17 protein-coding genes are annotated in these 16,895 nt (G+C 72.3%); 5 read left to right on the top strand and 12 right to left on the bottom strand.

Annotated elements, in window-relative coordinates; translation table 11 throughout:
- The first annotated feature begins 40 nt into the window (after nt 1-40).
- A complete protein-coding gene (locus ACIP2X_RS21855; RefSeq protein WP_401675559.1) occupies nt 41-883 on the top strand; it encodes an SURF1 family protein in 843 nt (280 codons plus the stop codon).
- On the opposite strand, the gene ACIP2X_RS21850 is transcribed toward ACIP2X_RS21855, so the two are convergent.
- The 7 genes from ACIP2X_RS21850 to ACIP2X_RS21820 all read right to left on the bottom strand — a co-directional run bounded on the left by ACIP2X_RS21850 (nt 853) and on the right by ACIP2X_RS21820 (nt 7,253).
- Nucleotides 853-1,911: a hypothetical protein gene (locus ACIP2X_RS21850; protein ID WP_401675557.1), complete on the bottom strand. Its 1,059-nt coding sequence runs from the start codon at nt 1,909-1,911 to the stop codon at nt 853-855. The two genes, ACIP2X_RS21855 and ACIP2X_RS21850, sit on opposite strands and share 31 nt — an antisense overlap.
- A gap of 143 nt (nt 1,912-2,054) precedes the next feature.
- A complete protein-coding gene (locus ACIP2X_RS21845) occupies nt 2,055-2,651 on the bottom strand; it encodes a SigE family RNA polymerase sigma factor (protein ID WP_401675831.1) in 597 nt (198 codons plus the stop codon).
- A gap of 390 nt (nt 2,652-3,041) precedes the next feature.
- Nucleotides 3,042-4,094: an aspartate-semialdehyde dehydrogenase gene (locus tag ACIP2X_RS21840; protein ID WP_401675555.1), complete on the bottom strand. Its 1,053-nt coding sequence runs from the start codon at nt 4,092-4,094 to the stop codon at nt 3,042-3,044.
- Nucleotides 4,091-5,368 (bottom strand): aspartate kinase, encoded by a 1,278-nt coding sequence (locus tag ACIP2X_RS21835; RefSeq protein WP_385379982.1) that lies wholly within the window; start codon nt 5,366-5,368, stop codon nt 4,091-4,093. The genes ACIP2X_RS21840 and ACIP2X_RS21835 overlap by 4 nt, the downstream gene beginning before the upstream one ends.
- A gap of 238 nt (nt 5,369-5,606) precedes the next feature.
- A complete protein-coding gene (locus tag ACIP2X_RS21830; RefSeq protein ID WP_401675552.1) occupies nt 5,607-6,263 on the bottom strand; it encodes a DUF5063 domain-containing protein in 657 nt (218 codons plus the stop codon).
- Nucleotides 6,256-6,855 (bottom strand): recombination mediator RecR, encoded by a 600-nt coding sequence (gene recR / locus ACIP2X_RS21825; protein WP_385379988.1) that lies wholly within the window; start codon nt 6,853-6,855, stop codon nt 6,256-6,258. Before recR ends, ACIP2X_RS21830 begins: the two co-directional genes overlap by 8 nt.
- 56 nt (nt 6,856-6,911) lie before the next feature.
- Nucleotides 6,912-7,253: a YbaB/EbfC family nucleoid-associated protein gene (locus ACIP2X_RS21820; RefSeq protein WP_401675550.1), complete on the bottom strand. Its 342-nt coding sequence runs from the start codon at nt 7,251-7,253 to the stop codon at nt 6,912-6,914.
- 297 nt (nt 7,254-7,550) lie between these two features.
- Here ACIP2X_RS21820 and ACIP2X_RS21815 point away from each other — a divergent pair, with 297 nt between their 5' ends.
- Nucleotides 7,551-8,297, top strand: a complete 747-nt coding sequence (locus ACIP2X_RS21815; RefSeq protein WP_401675548.1) for an SLATT domain-containing protein — start codon at nt 7,551-7,553, stop codon at nt 8,295-8,297.
- Between the two features lie 274 nt (nt 8,298-8,571).
- Here ACIP2X_RS21815 and ACIP2X_RS21810 read toward each other — a convergent pair whose 3' ends face one another.
- The 4 genes from ACIP2X_RS21810 to ACIP2X_RS21795 form a co-directional block, all read right to left on the bottom strand.
- Nucleotides 8,572-10,086 (bottom strand): substrate-binding domain-containing protein, encoded by a 1,515-nt coding sequence (locus tag ACIP2X_RS21810; protein WP_401675546.1) that lies wholly within the window; start codon nt 10,084-10,086, stop codon nt 8,572-8,574.
- 148 nt (nt 10,087-10,234) lie between these two features.
- Entirely contained in the window at nt 10,235-12,214 is a 1,980-nt protein-coding gene (locus ACIP2X_RS21805; protein ID WP_401675544.1) for a protein kinase, read from the bottom strand.
- 166 nt (nt 12,215-12,380) lie between these two features.
- Nucleotides 12,381-12,863 carry a MarR family winged helix-turn-helix transcriptional regulator gene (locus ACIP2X_RS21800; protein WP_401675542.1) on the bottom strand — a complete coding sequence of 161 codons (483 nt, stop codon included), beginning with the start codon at nt 12,861-12,863 and terminating at the stop codon, nt 12,381-12,383.
- Nucleotides 12,860-13,471 carry a type 1 glutamine amidotransferase family protein gene (locus ACIP2X_RS21795; RefSeq protein ID WP_401675540.1) on the bottom strand — a complete coding sequence of 204 codons (612 nt, stop codon included), beginning with the start codon at nt 13,469-13,471 and terminating at the stop codon, nt 12,860-12,862. The genes ACIP2X_RS21800 and ACIP2X_RS21795 overlap by 4 nt, the downstream gene beginning before the upstream one ends.
- Nucleotides 13,472-13,674: 203 nt before the next feature.
- Between ACIP2X_RS21795 and ACIP2X_RS21790 the strand changes: the two genes are divergently transcribed.
- The 3 genes from ACIP2X_RS21790 to ACIP2X_RS21780 all read left to right on the top strand — a co-directional run bounded on the left by ACIP2X_RS21790 (nt 13,675) and on the right by ACIP2X_RS21780 (nt 16,599).
- Nucleotides 13,675-15,030, top strand: coding sequence for an aspartate aminotransferase family protein (locus ACIP2X_RS21790; RefSeq protein ID WP_401675538.1), 1,356 nt, complete (start codon nt 13,675-13,677; stop codon nt 15,028-15,030).
- Between the two features lie 92 nt (nt 15,031-15,122).
- Nucleotides 15,123-15,824, top strand: coding sequence for a GntR family transcriptional regulator (locus ACIP2X_RS21785; protein ID WP_401675536.1), 702 nt, complete (start codon nt 15,123-15,125; stop codon nt 15,822-15,824).
- A 124-nt stretch (nt 15,825-15,948) separates the two neighbouring features.
- Nucleotides 15,949-16,599 (top strand): hypothetical protein, encoded by a 651-nt coding sequence (locus tag ACIP2X_RS21780; protein WP_401675534.1) that lies wholly within the window; start codon nt 15,949-15,951, stop codon nt 16,597-16,599.
- Between the two features lie 25 nt (nt 16,600-16,624).
- On the opposite strand, the gene ACIP2X_RS21775 is transcribed toward ACIP2X_RS21780, so the two are convergent.
- Complete coding sequence (locus ACIP2X_RS21775) at nt 16,625-16,837, bottom strand: hypothetical protein (protein ID WP_401675532.1); 213 nt, start codon at nt 16,835-16,837, stop codon at nt 16,625-16,627.
- Nucleotides 16,838-16,895 lie beyond the last annotated feature (58 nt).

Genomic DNA, 16,895 nt, shown 5'->3' with positions numbered 1-16,895 from the left:
GCGCCCCGCGCCGCCCCGCTCCCCCCGTACCTTTGGGGGCGTGTACCGGTTTCTGCTGACGCCCCGATGGTGGGGGATCAACCTCTTCGTGCTGCTCGCCATCCCCTTCTGCGTCTTCATGGGGTCCTGGCAGCTGAGCCGGTTCGAGGCGCGGGTCGAGGATCACCGCAGCGCCGAGGAGCAGGCCTCCTCGGACGGGAAGCAGGCCGCCCGTCCGCTGGACGAGCTGCTGCCCGTCGACAAGGAGACCTCCGGCGACCCGACGACCGTCGACGGCCGGTACGGGGAGCAGCTGCTCGTCCCGGACCGCGAGCTGGACGGCGAACGGGGTTACTACGTGCTGACCCTGCTGCGCACGGACGGCGGCAAGGCCCTGCCGGTGGTGCGGGGCTGGCTGCCCGGCGACGCCGGCTCGGCCGAGGTGCCCGCCCCGCCCCGGGGCGAGGTGACCGTCACCGGTGCGCTCCAGGCTTCGGAGAACCCGGGCGAGAACGGCGTCAGCGCGCGGGCCGGGCTGCCGGCCGGCCAGACCGGGGCGATCAGCGCCGCCTCGCTGGTGAACCTCGTGCCGTACGACCTCTACGACGCCTGGGTCACGCTCGACAAGGGCGACTCCGGGATGCGGGCCGTGCCGGTGAGCGCGGCCCCGGACACCGGGCTCGACCTCAAGGCCTTCCAGAACCTGGGGTACACCGGCGAATGGTTCGTCTTCGCCGGGTTCGTGGTGTTCATGTGGTTCCGGTTGTTCCGCCGTGAGGTGGAGTTCCTGCGCGACGCCGAGATGGGGCTCCTGGCCGCGGACACCCCGTCCGACGGCGCGCCGGACCCGGGGCGGGCGACCTCCTCGGACGCCTACGAGACCGACAGCACGCCGGTGCGGTAGACCGTCCCCGCGCACGCGTTCGGCACCGTCGCCGACACCGTGGGCGACCCGGCCTCCGCCGTGTAGGAGACGACGACGCTTCCGTCCTGCGTACCGACCTCGGTCATGAGCTGCGTCGACGTGCCCGTGTCGCCGCCGGTCGAGCTGCCCGACGTCGTGGTGCCGGGGTCGTCCGTGGGCGTCGGGTCGGGCGAGGGGCCGCCGGTCTCGCCGCCGTTGTCACCGCCGGGGTCGGCCGGACAGGTCTCCGAGGGCACCCAGGCGAACCGCACCTCGTAGGCAGCGCCAGGGGCCAGCACCAGCTGCGGGACCTCGAGGGCCGGGTCGGGCAGGCCGGCCGCCGCGTCGCCCGCCGTGTGCGCGGCGACGCTGATCTTGGTGGCGTCCGCCGCGCCCTGTGCCAGCGGGGTCACCGCGCCTGCGCCTCCGACCGTGCAGCCGGCGGCGGAGACGTTGGTGATCCGGAACGTGCCGTACACCGCCCCCGCGGTGTCGGCGACCGCGGCCGTCGCGGTGGCCGAGCCGAGCTGGGCCGCCGTGCAGACGGGGTCCGTGACCGCGCTGGTCGCCGACGGGTAGACGCCGTCGGTGCTGTCGTCGACGACGCCGCTGCTCGGGCTGGCGCCGGTGTCCTTGTCGCCCTTCTCGGGGCTGTCCTGGCCCGTGTCCCGGTCCGTGCCCGTGGACCCGCCCGAGGTGCCGCCGGTGCCCTCGGTGCTGCCGCCCTCGCTCGCGCCGCCCTGGGCCTGCGACCCGTGGCCGGCGATCGAGGGGTTGGCGTCCGGGCCGGTGGAGTTGGAGACGTGCACCAGCGCGGGCACGGCGGTGCACACGAAGAGCGCCGCGGCGGCCATGCCGACGACCGCCTGCCGCTTGCGTGCCCGGCGTGCGGGCACGGCCCGGCGCAGATGGTCCAGCGTGCCGTCGCGCGGTTCGATCTCCTGCACCGCCTGGTGCAGCAACCTGCGCAGTGCCAGCTCGTCCGAGTCGAGCCCCTCGGAGCTCTGGTCGTCGAGGCCGTGGTTCACAGTTCCGTTCCCAGCGTGCGGTTGCTTCGGCTCCTGCTCGTGCGCCTGTGTGGGCTCGGGCAAGATATCGGACGAGGAGTCGTCGGACGCCTCACGCGCCCGACCCCACCGCGCGGGCTCCCCCCGCTCACGAGGCTTTCCGGTCATGCCGGCGCCTCCATGGCTATCCGCAGCGCGGCGATGCCGCGGGAGCCGTACGCCTTCACCGAGCCCAGCGAGATGCCGAGCGTCTCGGCGACCTGGGCCTCGGTCATGTCCGCGAAGTAGCGCAGGACCAGGACCTCGCGCTGCCGGCGCTGCAACCCCTTCATCGCCTTGATGAGGGAGTCGCGCTCCAGCTGGTCGTAGGCCCCCTCCTCGGCGCTCGCCATGTCCGGCATCGGCTTGGAGAGCAGCTTCAGGCCGAGGATGCGGCGGCGCAGCGCGGAGCGCGAGAGGTTCACGACCGTCTGGCGCAGATAGGCGAGCGTCTTCTCGGGGTCGCGGACGCGTTTGCGGGCGGAGTGGACGCGGATGAAGGCCTCCTGGACGACGTCCTCGCAGGAGGCCGTGTCGTCGAGGAGGAGCGCGGCGAGACCGAGCAGCGACCGGTAGTGCGTGCGGTAGGTCTCGGTGAGGTGGTCGACGGTGGTGCCGGCCGCCGCGGCGTCCTCGGCTCCGTCACGCTGACCGGGGATGCGGGCTGGCCGCGCTGCGGGCATGGGCGCGATCACCGGCATGCCGCCGGGCGTGCCGGGCATACGGGTGCGTACGGGCCGCCGGGGCGGCCGTAGGGCCGTGCCGCCGGCCACCGCGGGGAAGTCGAGTACCTCTGCCACGCCAGTTGGACACGCTCACCCCCGTCAGGGTTGTACGTGCCGGACGTCACTCTTCTTCTCGCGTCAGGCAGCACGACTGACGGTGCCCCATATGCCCTCATGCGCCCCGCTCTTCCCCTATATCCCATATGAGCAGACGTCCCCACGCCCACTCACCGGCGTCCCCACGCCTCGGATCAAACGCGTCCCACAGCCCAGGAAGGGCGACGGCATAGACGCTCCCCGGCCTCCGCACGGTTGCGGAGGCCGGGGAGGAAAATCCTTACGTTGATCCTACAAATAGATCAGGACATCGCGAGGGCCAATTTTCCCTCACATCATCTCGGCGGCCACCAGCTCCGCGATCTGGGCGGTGTTCAGCGCGGCCCCCTTGCGCAGGTTGTCCCCGCACACGAAGAGCTCCAGCGCGGTCGGGTCGTCCAGCGCCCGCCGGACCCGCCCGACCCAGGTCGGATCGGTGCCCACCACGTCGGCGGGGGTCGGGAACTCGCCGGCCGCCGGATCGTCGCACAGGACCACGCCCGGCGCGGTGGCGAGGATCTCGCGCGCCCGGTCCACCGTCACCTCGTCCTGGAAGCGGGCGTGCACGGTCAGCGAGTGCGCGGTCACCACCGGCACCCGCACGCAGGTGACGGCGACGGGCAGCCGCGGCAGGCCGAGGATCTTGCGGGACTCGTCCCGCACCTTCATCTCCTCCGAGGACCAGCCGTCCTCCCGCACCGACCCCGCCCACGGCACGACGTTCAGCGCGACCGGCTCCGGGAACGGCCCGGTGCTGTCCCCCACCGCCCGCCGTACGTCGCCGGGGTTGGTCCCCAGCTCCGTGCCGGCCACCAGGGCCAGCTGCCGGCGCAGCGTCTCGACGCCCGCCCGCCCGGCGCCGCTCACTGCCTGGTACGACGAGACCACGAGCTCGCGCAGGCCGAACTCGGCGTGCAGGGCACCCAGGGCGACGATCATGGACAGCGTGGTGCAGTTCGGGTTGGCGAGGATGCCGCGCGGCCGGGAGCGCACCGTGTGCGGATTGACCTCCGGCACGACCAGCGGCACGTCCGGGTCCATCCGGAAGGCGGCGGAGTTGTCCACGACCACCACGCCCTTGGCGGCGGCGAGCGGCGCCCAGTGCGCGGCGACCTCGTCGGGGACGTCGAACATGGCGATGTCGACCCCGTCGAAGGCCTCCTCGGACAGGGCCACCACCTCGACCTCCTCGCCGCGCACGGCCAGCTTGCGGCCGGCCGAGCGCGGCGAGGCGACGAGACGGATCTCGCCCCAGATGTCCGCGTGCTGGGACAGGATCTGGAGCATGACCGTGCCGACGGCTCCGGTCGCCCCCACGACCGCGAGCGTCGGTCGTCCGGTCATCGGCCGGTGCCCCCATAGACCACGGCCTCGTCGCTGTCGGAGTCGAGTCCGAAGGCGGTGTGCACGGCGCGCACGGCCTCGGCGACGTCGTCGGCGCGGGTGACGACCGAGATGCGGATCTCGGAGGTCGAGATCAGCTCGATGTTGACCCCGGCGTCGCTGAGCGCCTCGAAGAAGGCCGCCGTGACGCCCGGGTTGGTCTTCATCCCGGCGCCCACGAGCGAGATCTTGCCGATCTGGTCGTCGTAACGCAGCGAGTCGAAGCCGATGCCCGGCTTGTTCTTCTCCAGCGCGTCGATGGCCTTGCGGCCCTCGGTCTTCGGCAGCGTGAAGGAGATGTCGGTCAGCCCCGTGGAGGCGGCGGACACGTTCTGCACGACCATGTCGATGTTGATCTCGGCATCGGCGATCGTGCGGAAGATCGCGGCGGCCTCGCCCGGCTTGTCCGGCACGCCGACGACCGTGACCTTGGCCTCGGAGGTGTCGTGCGCGACACCGGAGATGATGGCCTGCTCCACGTGCTCTTCCCCTTGCTCGATCGGCTCGCTGCTGACCCACGTGCCCTGAAGACCGCTGAAGCTGGAGCGGACGTGAATCGGGATGTTGTAGCGGCGCGCGTACTCCACGCAGCGGTGGAGCAGCACCTTCGACCCGGACGCCGCCAGTTCGAGCATGTCCTCGAAGGAGATCCAGTCGATCTTCCGGGCCTTCTTCACCACCCGCGGGTCGGCGGTGAACACACCGTCGACGTCCGTGTAGATCTCGCAGACCTCGGCGTCCAGCGCGGCGGCCAGCGCGACGGCGGTGGTGTCGGAGCCGCCGCGGCCCAGCGTGGTGATGTCCTTGGTGTCCTGGCTGACGCCCTGGAAACCGGCCACGATGGCGATGTTGCCCTCGTTCAGCGAGTCCCGGATCCGGCCCGGCGTGACATCGATGATCCGGGCTTTGTTGTGGACCGAGTCGGTGATGACACCTGCCTGGCTGCCGGTGAAGGACTGGGCCGAGTGGCCCAGGTTTTTGATCGCCATCGCCAGCAGGGCCATGGAGATCCGCTCTCCGGCCGTCAGCAGCATGTCGAGCTCGCGGCCGGCAGGAATCGGGGATACCTGCTCGGCGAGATCGATCAGCTCGTCCGTCGTGTCGCCCATCGCGGAAACCACGGCCACCACCTGGTGGCCGTTCTTCTTGGCTTCCACGATCCGCTTGGCGACGCGCTTGATGCCCTCGGCATCGGCTACGGAGGAGCCTCCGTACTTCTGCACGACAAGGCCCACGTGCGCTCCTCGCTCAGTCCGTCGTGTTTTCCGCAGTCCACAGATACGCATATGCACTGCGGTCGGCTCAGTCTAACGAGCGGCCGAAAATCACCTTCGCGATATCGCATGGTGAGATCTCGCCGCCCGCTCCGGAGAGGCACATGCCCGCAAGGGCCCGAGGCCACTCGGAAAAGTGCCCCGCATCACAAAGAACACTCTTCCCGGACGTCCTGAATTAACTTTCAAGCACCGCGCGCTACTTCACCCGCACGCCCAGCGGGCCCGCGATCTCCTGCTGCATGACCTTGCCCGCCTCGATCTCCAGGGTGTCGTCGCCGAGGCCCTGGTCGGTGTCCAGGCCGTCCAGTTCCGCCAGGGGCTGGTCGAGGCGGACGTGGATGAGGACCGACTGCAGGGCGCGCAGGGTGGCCGACGCCGTGGGGCCCCAGTTGGAGAAGTAGGAGAACTGCCACCACCACAGCGCCTCCGTGGTGCGGCCGGCGCGGTAGTGGGCCATGCCGTGGCGCAGGTCGGTGATGATGTCGGCCAGGTCGTCGGAGATCCGGGCCGGGACGGGGGCCTCGCGGGGCTCGTAGGGGTCGAACACCTCGGAGTAGACGTCGATCGGCTCCAGCAACCGGACCAGGTTCTCCCGGAGTTCGTCCACGTCGGGCTCGGGGCCGGAGTCGGGCTCGTAGCGCTCGTCCGGGACGATGTCCTCGTGCGCGCCCAGACGGCCGCCCGCCAGCAGGAGCTGGGAGACCTCCAGCAGGAGGAAGGGGACGGCCGAGGCCGGCTCGTCGCCCCTGGCCACCTCGGTGACGGCTACCAGAAAGCTCTCTACCTGGTCCGCGATCTGGACCGCGAAGTCGTCCGGGTCCCGCGTCGTGGAGTGCAGCGTGGCGTCAGACATCTAGGAGTCGTCTCCCCTCGAAGGCGCGGCCGAGGGTCACCTCGTCCGCGTATTCCAGGTCGCCGCCCACTGGGAGGCCGCTGGCCAGGCGGGTGACCTTCAGGCCCATGGGCTTGATCATGCGGGCGAGGTACGTGGCCGTGGCCTCGCCTTCGAGATTCGGGTCCGTGGCCAGGATCAGCTCGGTCACCGTGCCGTCGGCCAGGCGGGCCAGCAGTTCTCGTATCCGCAAGTCGTCCGGGCCGACGCCCTCGATGGGGCTGATGGCGCCGCCGAGCACGTGGTACCGGCCGCGGAACTCACGGGTGCGCTCGATGGCGACGACGTCCTTGGGCTCCTCGACCACACAGATCACCGCCAGGTCGCGGCGGCTGTCGCGGCAGATCCCGCACAGCTCCTCCTGCGCGACGTTCCCGCAGATGGCGCAGAAGCGGACCTTCGCCTTGACCTCCAGGAGGGCGTGCGCGAGCCGGCGGACGTCCGTCGGCTCGGCCTGCAGCACATGGAAGGCGATCCGCTGGGCACTCTTGGGACCGACGCCGGGAAGCCGCCCCAGTTCGTCGATGAGGTCCTGGACCACGCCTTCGTACACGGACTGCCGCCCCTCTCAATGTTGTTCGTACGTACGGTAGTTTCCCGCGGCCCGTCTTAGAAGGGCAGTCCGGGAATGCCACCGCCGCCGAGTCCCTGGGCCAGCGGGCCCAGCTTCTGCTGCTGAAGGGTCTGGGCGTTCTCGTTGGCCGCGTGCACGGCCGCCACGATCAGGTCGGCGAGGGTCTCGGTGTCCTCCGGGTCCACCGCCTTCGGGTCGATCCGCAGGGCGCGCAGCTCACCGGCGCCGGTCACCGTGGCCTGCACCAGACCGCCGCCCGCCTGTCCGTCGACCTCGGTCCGGGCCAGTTCCTCCTGCGCATTCGCCAGGTCCTGCTGCATCTTCTGGGCCTGCTGCAGCAGCTGCTGCATGTTGGGCTGGCCACCACCGGGGATCACGATCAGCTCCTCTTCCGGGGCTCACGAGCACGGGGTTTTCCCGCTCAGCACGAGCCTACGTGGTCCACGCGGCCGTCGCCCCAGCACTCTTTCGAGTGAGAGGACTGCATTTCCTATACCTGATCAAGGCCCACTTCCGGGCGGAAAACAGGGGAAAGCAGGCCCTCCGCCACCCATTGGGCGGTAGGAAGGGTCACGGCGCATCGGCGTCACCATCAGGCGGGATGTCGTGGCGACGCGCGCGCTGTCACGATGTGTCACGCACCGTGATCAGTTGTGGTCGATAGGGAGTGCCGGGTGGGTCAGCCGGAGATGCAGCCCGAGGGTCCGCCTCAGGACGGGCGGGGCGAGGGTGCGGCCGGGCTGCGGCCGGGCGATCTGGTCGGGCGGTCGTTCCCCCTCGGGGACTGGGCGGAGCCCGCCCTGCGCCTGGACGAGCTGTACCGCTGGGTGGAGCGCGGGGCCCTGGACACGGCGGCCTGGTACCTGGCCGACCGGGTCTGGAAGCGGCGGCAGGCCCGGGTGCTGCGGTGCGGGGCGGCGGTGGGGGCCGTGACCGGGGCCGCGCTGCCGTTCCTCGACCTGACCGGCGTGGTGGGCGGGGTGGCGCCCTGGGGGTATCTGGCGCTGCTGCTCGGGGTGTCCTGCGTGGCGGTGGACCGGTACTTCGGGGTGACGTCCGGGTGGATGCGGGACGTGGCGACCGCGCAGGCCGTGCAACGCAGGTTGCAGGCCTTGCAGTTCGACTGGGCCGCGGAGAGCGTGCGGGAGGTGCTGGGGCCCACCGAGGGGACGGCGGGTGAGGCGGCCGAGCGGTGCCTGGGGGTGCTGCGGAGGTTCTCGGAGGACGTCACGGAGCTGGTGCGCACGGAGACGACGGACTGGATGGGCGAGTTCCGCTCCGGGCCGGCGCTCGGTATCCAGTCGGCCCTGGCCTCGGGGGGCCGGCCCGAGGGAACGGGCGGGCACGGCAGGTTCCCGTTGCCCCCGGGAGCGGGCGCCCGCCCCAACATGCCCCGCCAACGCCCGCCCGAGCCCCGCTGACCGCCACACCCCCGGCCTCCGCCACCGTCACCGTCACGTACGGCCATCTGCCCCGAGCCGGGCCGCGCCGCCGCGCAATTCAGGAGCCCCGCTTGCAACCTGCGGGCACCTCGCCGCGGGATTCGACCACCCGCGTGCCCGGACGCGCGGCCCTGGAACCCGTGAAACCCGCGCGAGGAGGCACTCGCCGCACCCCGCCGCGGCACCGAGCACCCGACCGCCGCAGAGGCCGGGCGGCCGGCGCCCGGACGTGCCGGCCCCGAAGCAGCGAGGCTCACCCGCACAGGGACGGGTCGCGCAGGCACGGCAGGTGGCCCTTGTCCCGGATGACGTCCTGGCTGGTGAACTCGTCGACGTAGGCGAGGAAGCTGGCGGCGAGGGAGCCGGGACGGGGCGTGTCGTAGGTGTAGGCGTACTCGACGTCCTTGTACGGGTAGCGGCTGCCGCCCAGCTCGATCTGCCGGTCGTCGGGCCGGTCGCCGCCCAGGGGCACCCTGTTGACGTCGTCGCCCCGCTCCCTGGCGAGGCTGAGTTCGCTGTAGCCGATGGCGCCGGGCTGTTCGGCGACCTTGTCCAGCACGGCCCGGGTCGAGCCGAGTTCGCAGCGCGTGACGGTGTCGCCGGCCCGCGCGGGCGGCCGGCAGTCCAGGGACGTGCTCGGCGCCTGCTCCCAGCCGCGCAGCACCCGGTCCTGGAAGATCTGCCGCGTTCCCGACTCGTCGCCCCGGCTGACCAGGACGATCGGCAGGTCCGCGATCTCCTTCACACCGGGGACGACCTGCCCCCAACGCTGGTAGCGGCCGGCGTAGATGTCCCGCACCTCCTCCAGGGACAGTCCGTGCGCGCCGAGTTCGACGTCCTTGTGGACGACGAGGGTGAACACGGAGAGCGCGACCCGCTCCCCCGTCAGGTTCCAGCGCTCACCCATCGGGCCGTCGGAGAAGGCGATCACCGACCGGGCGGCGTTCTCGGACTGCCCGGCCAGCTCGGCGAGCGCCGCGACGCCGTTCTCGCTGCCGCGCGCCTCGACGGCGATGTCGGCGCCCTCGCACTTGTTCTCGTACTGCTTGGCGAGCGTGCTGACGACGGGCTCGAAGGCGGTCGAGCCCGTCACCCGCAGTTCGCCCTGCTCGCACTCGATCGGGTTGCCGTCGCGCAGCACGATGATGCCGGCGAGGAGGATCAGGGCGAGGGTGAGCGTCGCGCTGAGCAGCCGGGCCGGGGGACTGAACGTGCGCTGCTTCTCGTCCGGCTTGGGGGCGCTGTTGCGGTGGACCTTGCCGTCCCGCAGGCCCCCGATCAGCCGGACCTCCCCTTCCGCCGACCCGCCCGAGAGCAGCACGAGGAGCTTGAAGTGGTCGCCCGGGTTCAGCGGGACCCGGGGAATGGTCACGGTGCTGCCGACGTGCTCGAAGCCGTTGGCGTTCGTGAAATGGCTGTTGATGTGGTCGATGCCGGACGGCTGGGTCACCGAGACGGCCTGGACCGTGCGTCCCGTGAACTCGGCGGTCAGGCCGTGGACCTCGGACGAGGTGTAGTCGTTGTCGGCGACGCTCTGGGAGCCGTCGTTCTCGATGCGCAGCAGCACGAGCGAGGCGTCGGCCATGTTGGGCACGTCGAAGTCGCCGAGGCGGGGGTTGGACGAGCCGTCGCCTATGGGGCTGTCCATCTGCACGCGGTAGCCGATCAGCTTGCGGCGCGGCACCCGGCGGTCGTAGAGGAACATCACGATCGGCACGAGGAGGCCGAGGACGGACGTGCCGATGGCGATGACGTTCTCGACGTTCACCACTGGTCTTCCCCCGCCACTCCCGGAACTCAGATGGTGGGGTCACCGTACGTCTGTCCGAACCGCACGTCAGGGGCCTCCCGGCAATGTTCGCCGGGCGTTCAACTTGCCTACGGAGCTGGGGACTTCTCCCGCACCCCGGCGCCCGTCACCCGCGCCGGTACGTCAGCGTCTCCCCGGTGCTCCCGTTCACGCGCCGGAGGGTGCCGTCCGGCTGGAGGGTGATCTCGGTGGCCGCGCCCGGTGTGCAGGCGGAGGGCGGTTCCCCGACCGTGACCGTGGACGGGCCGACCCGCACGGGGCCGTCGGTGCCCGGCCGCTCCGCCAACTCCGCCTGGAACACGCAGTGGTAGCTGCCGCCCTCGGCGGGGCCGTCCGCCACGAGGGACAGGACGGTGTCGCCGACCTCGCCCTGCTGGAGGGTCAGTTGCCGGGTGTGCTGTCCGCTCGCGTTGTCGATGGTGGTCGTCCAGGTGCCGAGGTAGCCGGTGGGTATCCCCCCGTCGGCGGGCGTGGAGGGGGCCGGGGACGAGGGCTCGGGCGTGGACGGCTCGGGGCCCGTCGTGCCGGAGGAGGTGACGGGCGCGGTGGCGGTGGCGGTGGGATCGGCCTGCGTGCCCTCGCTGCCGTCCATCAGCGCGTACACCGTCCCGCCGGCGGCGAGCGCGACGACCACGGCCATCGCGACCAGCGCGACGGTGGTGCGGCCGCTTCGGCGGGACTCCTCGGGGGTGCCGGCGGGCTCGGTGCCGTAGGCCGGGGTGGTGCCGGGACCCCCGCCGTAGGGGCCGTTCGGATGACCACCGTTGCCGTAGGGGCCGTGCGGATGACTGCCGTTGCCGTAAGGGCCGTTCGGCAGGCCGTCGTTGCCGTAGGGGCCCGCGTGGTGCGGGGCGCCCGCGTACGGTCCGGCCGGCGCACCGCCGTTCTGCGGGCCGTACACCGGGACGTACGGCGGTGGCGGCCCCGCGGCCGATGCCGAGCCCGGGCCCTGGGGCTGCTGGGGGTGGCCCTGCCCCTGCTGCGGATAGCCGTACGCAGGGTGCGGCGGAGCCGTCGGCGCGGCGCCCTGGGCGGCGGCCTGCGTGGGCGGCCGGTCAGGCGACCGCGGTCCCGCGTCCTGCGCCGTGGCCGCCGGCGCCGCCTCGTCGGCGGCGGGCGCGTGCTCGGGTGAGGCGCCCCGGTCGGCGTCCGCGCCGTCGGCCGCCTCCGGGTCCTCCGAATCCAGCAACTGCACCGCGTGCCGCCCGAGTTGGGCGACCAGCGCGCCCGGCAGCCAGGGGTCACGGGAGCGCCCGTCCGCCACGGTGTCCTCCGCGCCCGTGCGGCGCAGGACGTCGTCCAACGAGGGCCGGGCCTCCGGCTCCTTGCGCAGGCAGTGGCGTACCAGGTCGGCGAGTCCCTCGGGCACGCCGTCCAGGTCGGGCTCCTCCTGGGCGATACGGAACATCAGGGCGTGCACCCCGCTGTCGGTGCCGCCGAAGGGGAGGTGGCCGGTGGCCGCGTAGGCGAGGACGGAGCCGAGGCAGAACACGTCGCAGGCCGGTGTGACGCGGTCGCCGCGCACCTGCTCGGGCGCCATGAAGCCGGGCGAGCCGACGAGCGCGCCGGTCCGGGTCAGTCCGCCGTCGGTCACGGTCTCCATCGCCCGCGCGATCCCGAAGTCGATGACCCGGGGGCCGTCGATGGTGACGAGCACGTTGGACGGCTTGAGGTCCCGGTGCACGATCCCGGTGGCGTGGATGTCCTGGAGCGCGTGCGCGAGCCCCGCCGCCATGATCCGCACCGAACGCTCGGGCAGCGCCCCGTGGTCCCGCCCGACGACCTGCTGAAGGCTCGGGCCCGCGACATAGCCGGTGGCCACCCACGGCACGGCCGCCTCGGTGTCGGCGTCGAGCACCGGCGCCGTCCAGTGACCGCCGACCTGCCGCGCCGCCCGCACCTCCTGGCGGAACCTCGCGCGGAACTCCTCCTGCGCGGCGAGCTCACCGCGCACCAGCTTGACCGCGACGGTCCGCCCCCGGTCCGAACGCGCCAGATACACCCGCCCCATACCGCCGGCACCGAGCCGCGCCAGCAGCCGGTAGGCACCGATCCGCGGTGGATCCCCAGGCTCCAGTCCGTCCACGGAGAACCCCTCCCCCCATCCACCCCTGTGCGTTGACCGAAGAATAATGCGGCGACACAGGGAGACGGCGGGTCCGCTTTCCACGGTTCCGTAACGGGTTCCGTGACCGGTTCCGGTGCGGTTCCGGTGCGGTTCCGACGCGGTTCCGACGCGGTTCCGACGGTGGTCAGGGTGCGGGATCCGGTGCCGGTCCGGCGTCGGCCGTCGGCATCCCCACTTCGTCGAGGACCCGTGACAGCCGCTCCAGCACCCGTACCGTCTCCTCGAACTCCTCCTCCCCCAGCGCCCGGGCCAGCCGGTCCGCGAACTCCGCGTGCCCGGGGTCGATGCGGCGCACCGCCGCGACGCCCGCCGCGGTGGGGGCGAGGAGCTTGGCGCGGCGATGGGCGGGGTTGGGGCGGTACTCGGCCAGGCCCCCTTCGACCAGCAGGTCGGCGACGCGCTGGACGCTCTGCCGGGTGATGCCCATGGCCCGGGCGATCCCGGCGACGGGCAGCGGCTCGGGCAGCACCGCGCCCAGCACCTGCCACCGGGCCGCCGTCAGTCCGGCCGGGCCGGCCAGTTCCTCCGCGACCGCGAGGAACTGGCCGCTCAGCCGGAAGACGCCGAGCGCGCCCCGGCTGAGCAGATCCTGCCGCCGTCGGCTCACCGCGTCCCCGCCTGTTCGAGGACGGCGTAGGCCTCGGCGTCGGAGTCGTGGAACAGCCGGTACCAGGCGTCCAGCACCTCCCCCTCGTACACCCCGAGCAGCCCGAGGACCTCCCGTGCGAAGGCGACCGGCTCGGTCGGCCCCGCGGTGATCAGACCGCGGTCGGTGACCGCGTCGGCGTCGACGTACCGGTCGCCGCCCCGGTAGCCGGTCGCGGCCAGGTAGAAGGAGATCGCGCTGGTGTGGTCCCGGTCGTCGAGCAGGCCCTCGCGGGCGAGTCCGGCGGTGGCCCCGCAGATCGCGGCCACGGGCACCCCGGCGGCCAGGAAGGCCCGCGCCGTGCGGGCGAAGGGGGCGAGGTCGTCCCCGGTGTCCCAGAGGTCGGCGCCCGGGAGGATCAGCAGCGAGCTGTCCTCGGGCCGCACGTCGTCCAGGGCGAGGTCGGGCCGGACGCGCAGCCCGCCGAGAGTGGTGACCGGGCCGGTGGTGAGGGCGACGGTGCGGATCTCGTGGCCGGCGCGAGCGAGATACGCCGTGGCGTGACCGGTCTCCCAGTCGGCGAGGGTGTCGTACACGGCCAGGTGGACGGGCTTGCGGCTGCTGTTCATGGCTCCTCCTCGGGTCGTGCGGCGCTGGGCTATGACAGGATACTGTCATTCATGACAGCATCCTGTCAATGAGTCCGGTCCGCACGAGCGCGACATCTCCCACGTCCTGCGCCACTACCGTCGACAATCTGTCGCGGATTGGGCGAGACCGCAGACAGGACGCCGATGTCGCGTCCGCATCCCGGACATTTACCCTCGGCGGCATGACCCCTCAGCCCACTCCCGCCACCGGCGCCGCCGTGAAGGCCGCGGACCGCGCGCACGTGTTCCACTCCTGGTCCGCGCAGGAGCTCATCGACCCGCTCGCCGTCGCCGGTGCGGAGGGGTCGTACTTCTGGGACTTCGACGGCAACCGCTACCTGGACTTCACCAGCGGGCTCGTCTACACCAACATCGGCTACCAGCACCCGAAGGTCGTCGCCGCGATCCAGGAACAGGCCGCGACCCTGTCCACCTTCGCGCCCGCCTTCGCCGTCGAGGCCCGCTCCGAGGCCGCCCGCCTGATAGCCGAGCGCACGCCCGGCGACCTCGACAAGATCTTCTTCACCAACGGCGGCGCCGACGCCGTCGAGCACGCGGTGCGGATGGCGCGGCTGCACACCGGCCGGCCGAAGGTGCTCTCGGCGTACCGCTCGTACCACGGCGGCACCCAGCAGGCCGTGAACATCACCGGCGATCCGCGCCGCTGGGCCAACGACAGCGGCACCTCCGGCGTCGTGCGCTTCTGGGCGCCCTTCCTGTACCGCTCGCGCTTCTACGCCGAGACCGAGGAGCAGGAGTGCGCCCGGGCGCTGGAGCACCTGGAGACCACGATCGCCTTCGAGGGCCCGGCGACGATCGCCGCGATCGTCCTGGAGACGATCCCGGGCACCGCGGGGATCATGGTGCCGCCGCCCGGATACCTGGCGGGCGTCCGCGCGCTCTGCGACAAGTACGGCATCGTCTTCGTCCTCGACGAGGTGATGGCGGGCTTCGGGCGCACCGGTGAGTGGTTCGCGGCGGACCTCTGCGGCGTCGTGCCGGACCTGATGACCTTCGCCAAGGGCGTGAACTCCGGCTACGTGCCGCTCGGCGGCGTCGCCATCTCCGCGGAGATCGCCGCGACCTTCGGCAAGCGGCCCTACCCGGGCGGACTGACCTACTCCGGCCACCCTCTCGCCTGCGCCGCGGCCGTCGCCACGATCAACGTGATGGCCGAGGAGGGCGTCGTCGAGAACGCGGCGCGGCTCGGCGCCGACGTCGTCGGCCCGGCGCTGCGAGACCTGGCCGAGCGGCACCCCAGCGTGGGCGAGGTGCGCGGCACCGGCATGTTCTGGGCCCTGGAACTGGTGCGGAACAAGGAGACCCGCGAGCCGCTGGTGCCGTACAACGCGACCGGTGAGGCCAACGCGCCGATGGCCGCGTTCGCGGCGGCGGCCAAGGCGGGCGGGGTGTGGCCGTTCGTGAACATGAACCGCACCCACGTCGTGCCGCCGTGCAACGTGACCGAGGCCGAACTGAAGGAGGGGCTGGCGGCGCTGGACGCGGCCCTGTCGGTGGCCGACGAGCACACCGAGTAACCACCTCCCGGCATCCGAGCGCGTATGGTGGCGTGCTCGTGGGCCCGTACCACGAGCACGCCACCCGTACGTGACGAGGAGACCGTCCGACCATGCCCGGCAACGGCGCCGTGACCCGCAGCACCCTGCGGCAGCAGATCGCGGACGCGCTACGCGACGAGGTGCTCGCCGGGCGGCTCCAGCCGGGACAGGAGTTCACGGTCAAGGAGATCGCCGACCAGTACGGGGTCTCCGCGACACCGGTCCGCGAGGCGCTGGTCGACCTGTCCGCGCAGGGCCTGCTCGACGCGCTCCAGCACCGCGGCTTCCGGGTACGCGAGTACTCCTACGCCGACTTCCGCGGGCTGGTCGAGGCGCGCAGCCTGGTCATAGACGGCATGTTCCACGCCCTGGAGAAGGGCCTCGGCGGCCCGCCGCGCTTCCAGGACCCCGGCGACCCCTATACGGCGGCCGCGCTCGCGGGCGTACGGCGGCGCGGCGACGAGGCACAGCGCGCCGCGGCCGCCGGTGACCTCACCGTGCTGATCGGCTACGACCTGCGCTTCTGGCGGGAGTTGGGCAGCCTGTTCGGCAACCCCTACCTGGTGGACTTCCTGCACCGGCTGCGCGTGCAGTCCTGGGTGTGCGCCGTGCAGCATCTGCGCCGGCTGCCCGATCTGCGCGGCCGGCTGTGGGCCGACCACACCGAGCTGATCGACGCGCTCTCCCGGCGCGACATCGACGCCGCACGCTCCCTCGTCGCCGCGCACAACGCGCACGCGCTGGCTCTCGTCGAGCGGCTGGCCAACGGCTGACGTGGGTATGGGACCTGCACACGGGGCCCCACCCGGCAGTGCACGGATTACTCTTCTTCGACCGACGTGCCATGCGCTGCCCGTGACGACACCCCGCGCCGCCTGCGTGATGAGGAGCCCTCTTTTGGCCTGTGACCTGTGGCTGGTACCGCTCGTCGACGTGTTGTGCCACACGCCCGACAACCCGTTCGCCGAGGAACTCGCGCAATACAACAAGGTGCTCGCCGAGGCCGGGCTGCCGCCGGTGCCGGTGTACCAGTACATGCCGGGCCTGTCCGGCGAGGTCGCCCCGGTGGCCGGCTTCGACTACGACGCGCTGCACTTCCTGCGCCGCGCCTACCTTCTTCAGGTGTGCGGCCTGCCGGTGGCGCCGGTCGACGACCTGGGCGGCGACTACGAGCAGCTCCTGGAGATGTTCGAGACCACGGCCCAGCAGTCCCACCTGGTCTGGCACTACGACCACGCGGGCGCCTACGTCCCCGTCGACTTCCCGCACCCGCTCGCGGACGACGAACTCCTCGCGGGCGGCGGCCCGCTGGGCTCCTCGCAGGCGCTGCTGCGCGAGCTGGAGCTCGTGGCCCCGTCGATCGGCATCGACCCGGCCAACCCGCCGGCCGCTCCCCAACCTCCTTCGGCTCCCACGGAGTTGGAGGAGCCCGCCGTTCCCGCCCCGTACGACCCGAGCCCGTTCGCCCGCGAGCGCCACGTCTGGCTCGGCCTGCACGCGGCGACGACACGGAGCCTGGCGCAGGGTTCGATGATCGTCTTCAGCTGAGGGGCACCCGCGTCACGCGACCCGGTCAGGCCCGGCCGACCAGCGTGATCACGGGCGGCCACAGCACCTGGGAGGCCATCAGCAGGGACGGCCCGAGGTGCACCGGGCACACCCGCAGGGGCGCCCGGTGATGCCGCCCGACCTCGAAGACGGCGGGGTCCGCGCACTCCGACCCCGCCGCGTCGCCGCCCTCCCCGCCGTACGGGCCACGGCACAGCGCGCTTCCGTGGTTGCTCATACGCCGATTGGACCGCCCCCGCACGCCGCACGCCCGCCGGACGCACCCGGAGGGCGTA

Origin of the sequence: Streptomyces sp. NPDC089424 (assembly GCF_044749345.1) — a bacterium.
Classification (GTDB): Bacteria; Actinomycetota; Actinomycetes; order Streptomycetales; family Streptomycetaceae; genus Streptomyces.
Note: the sequence above shows the minus strand (reverse complement) of the source record. Positions and strands in the feature narration are given on the sequence as shown.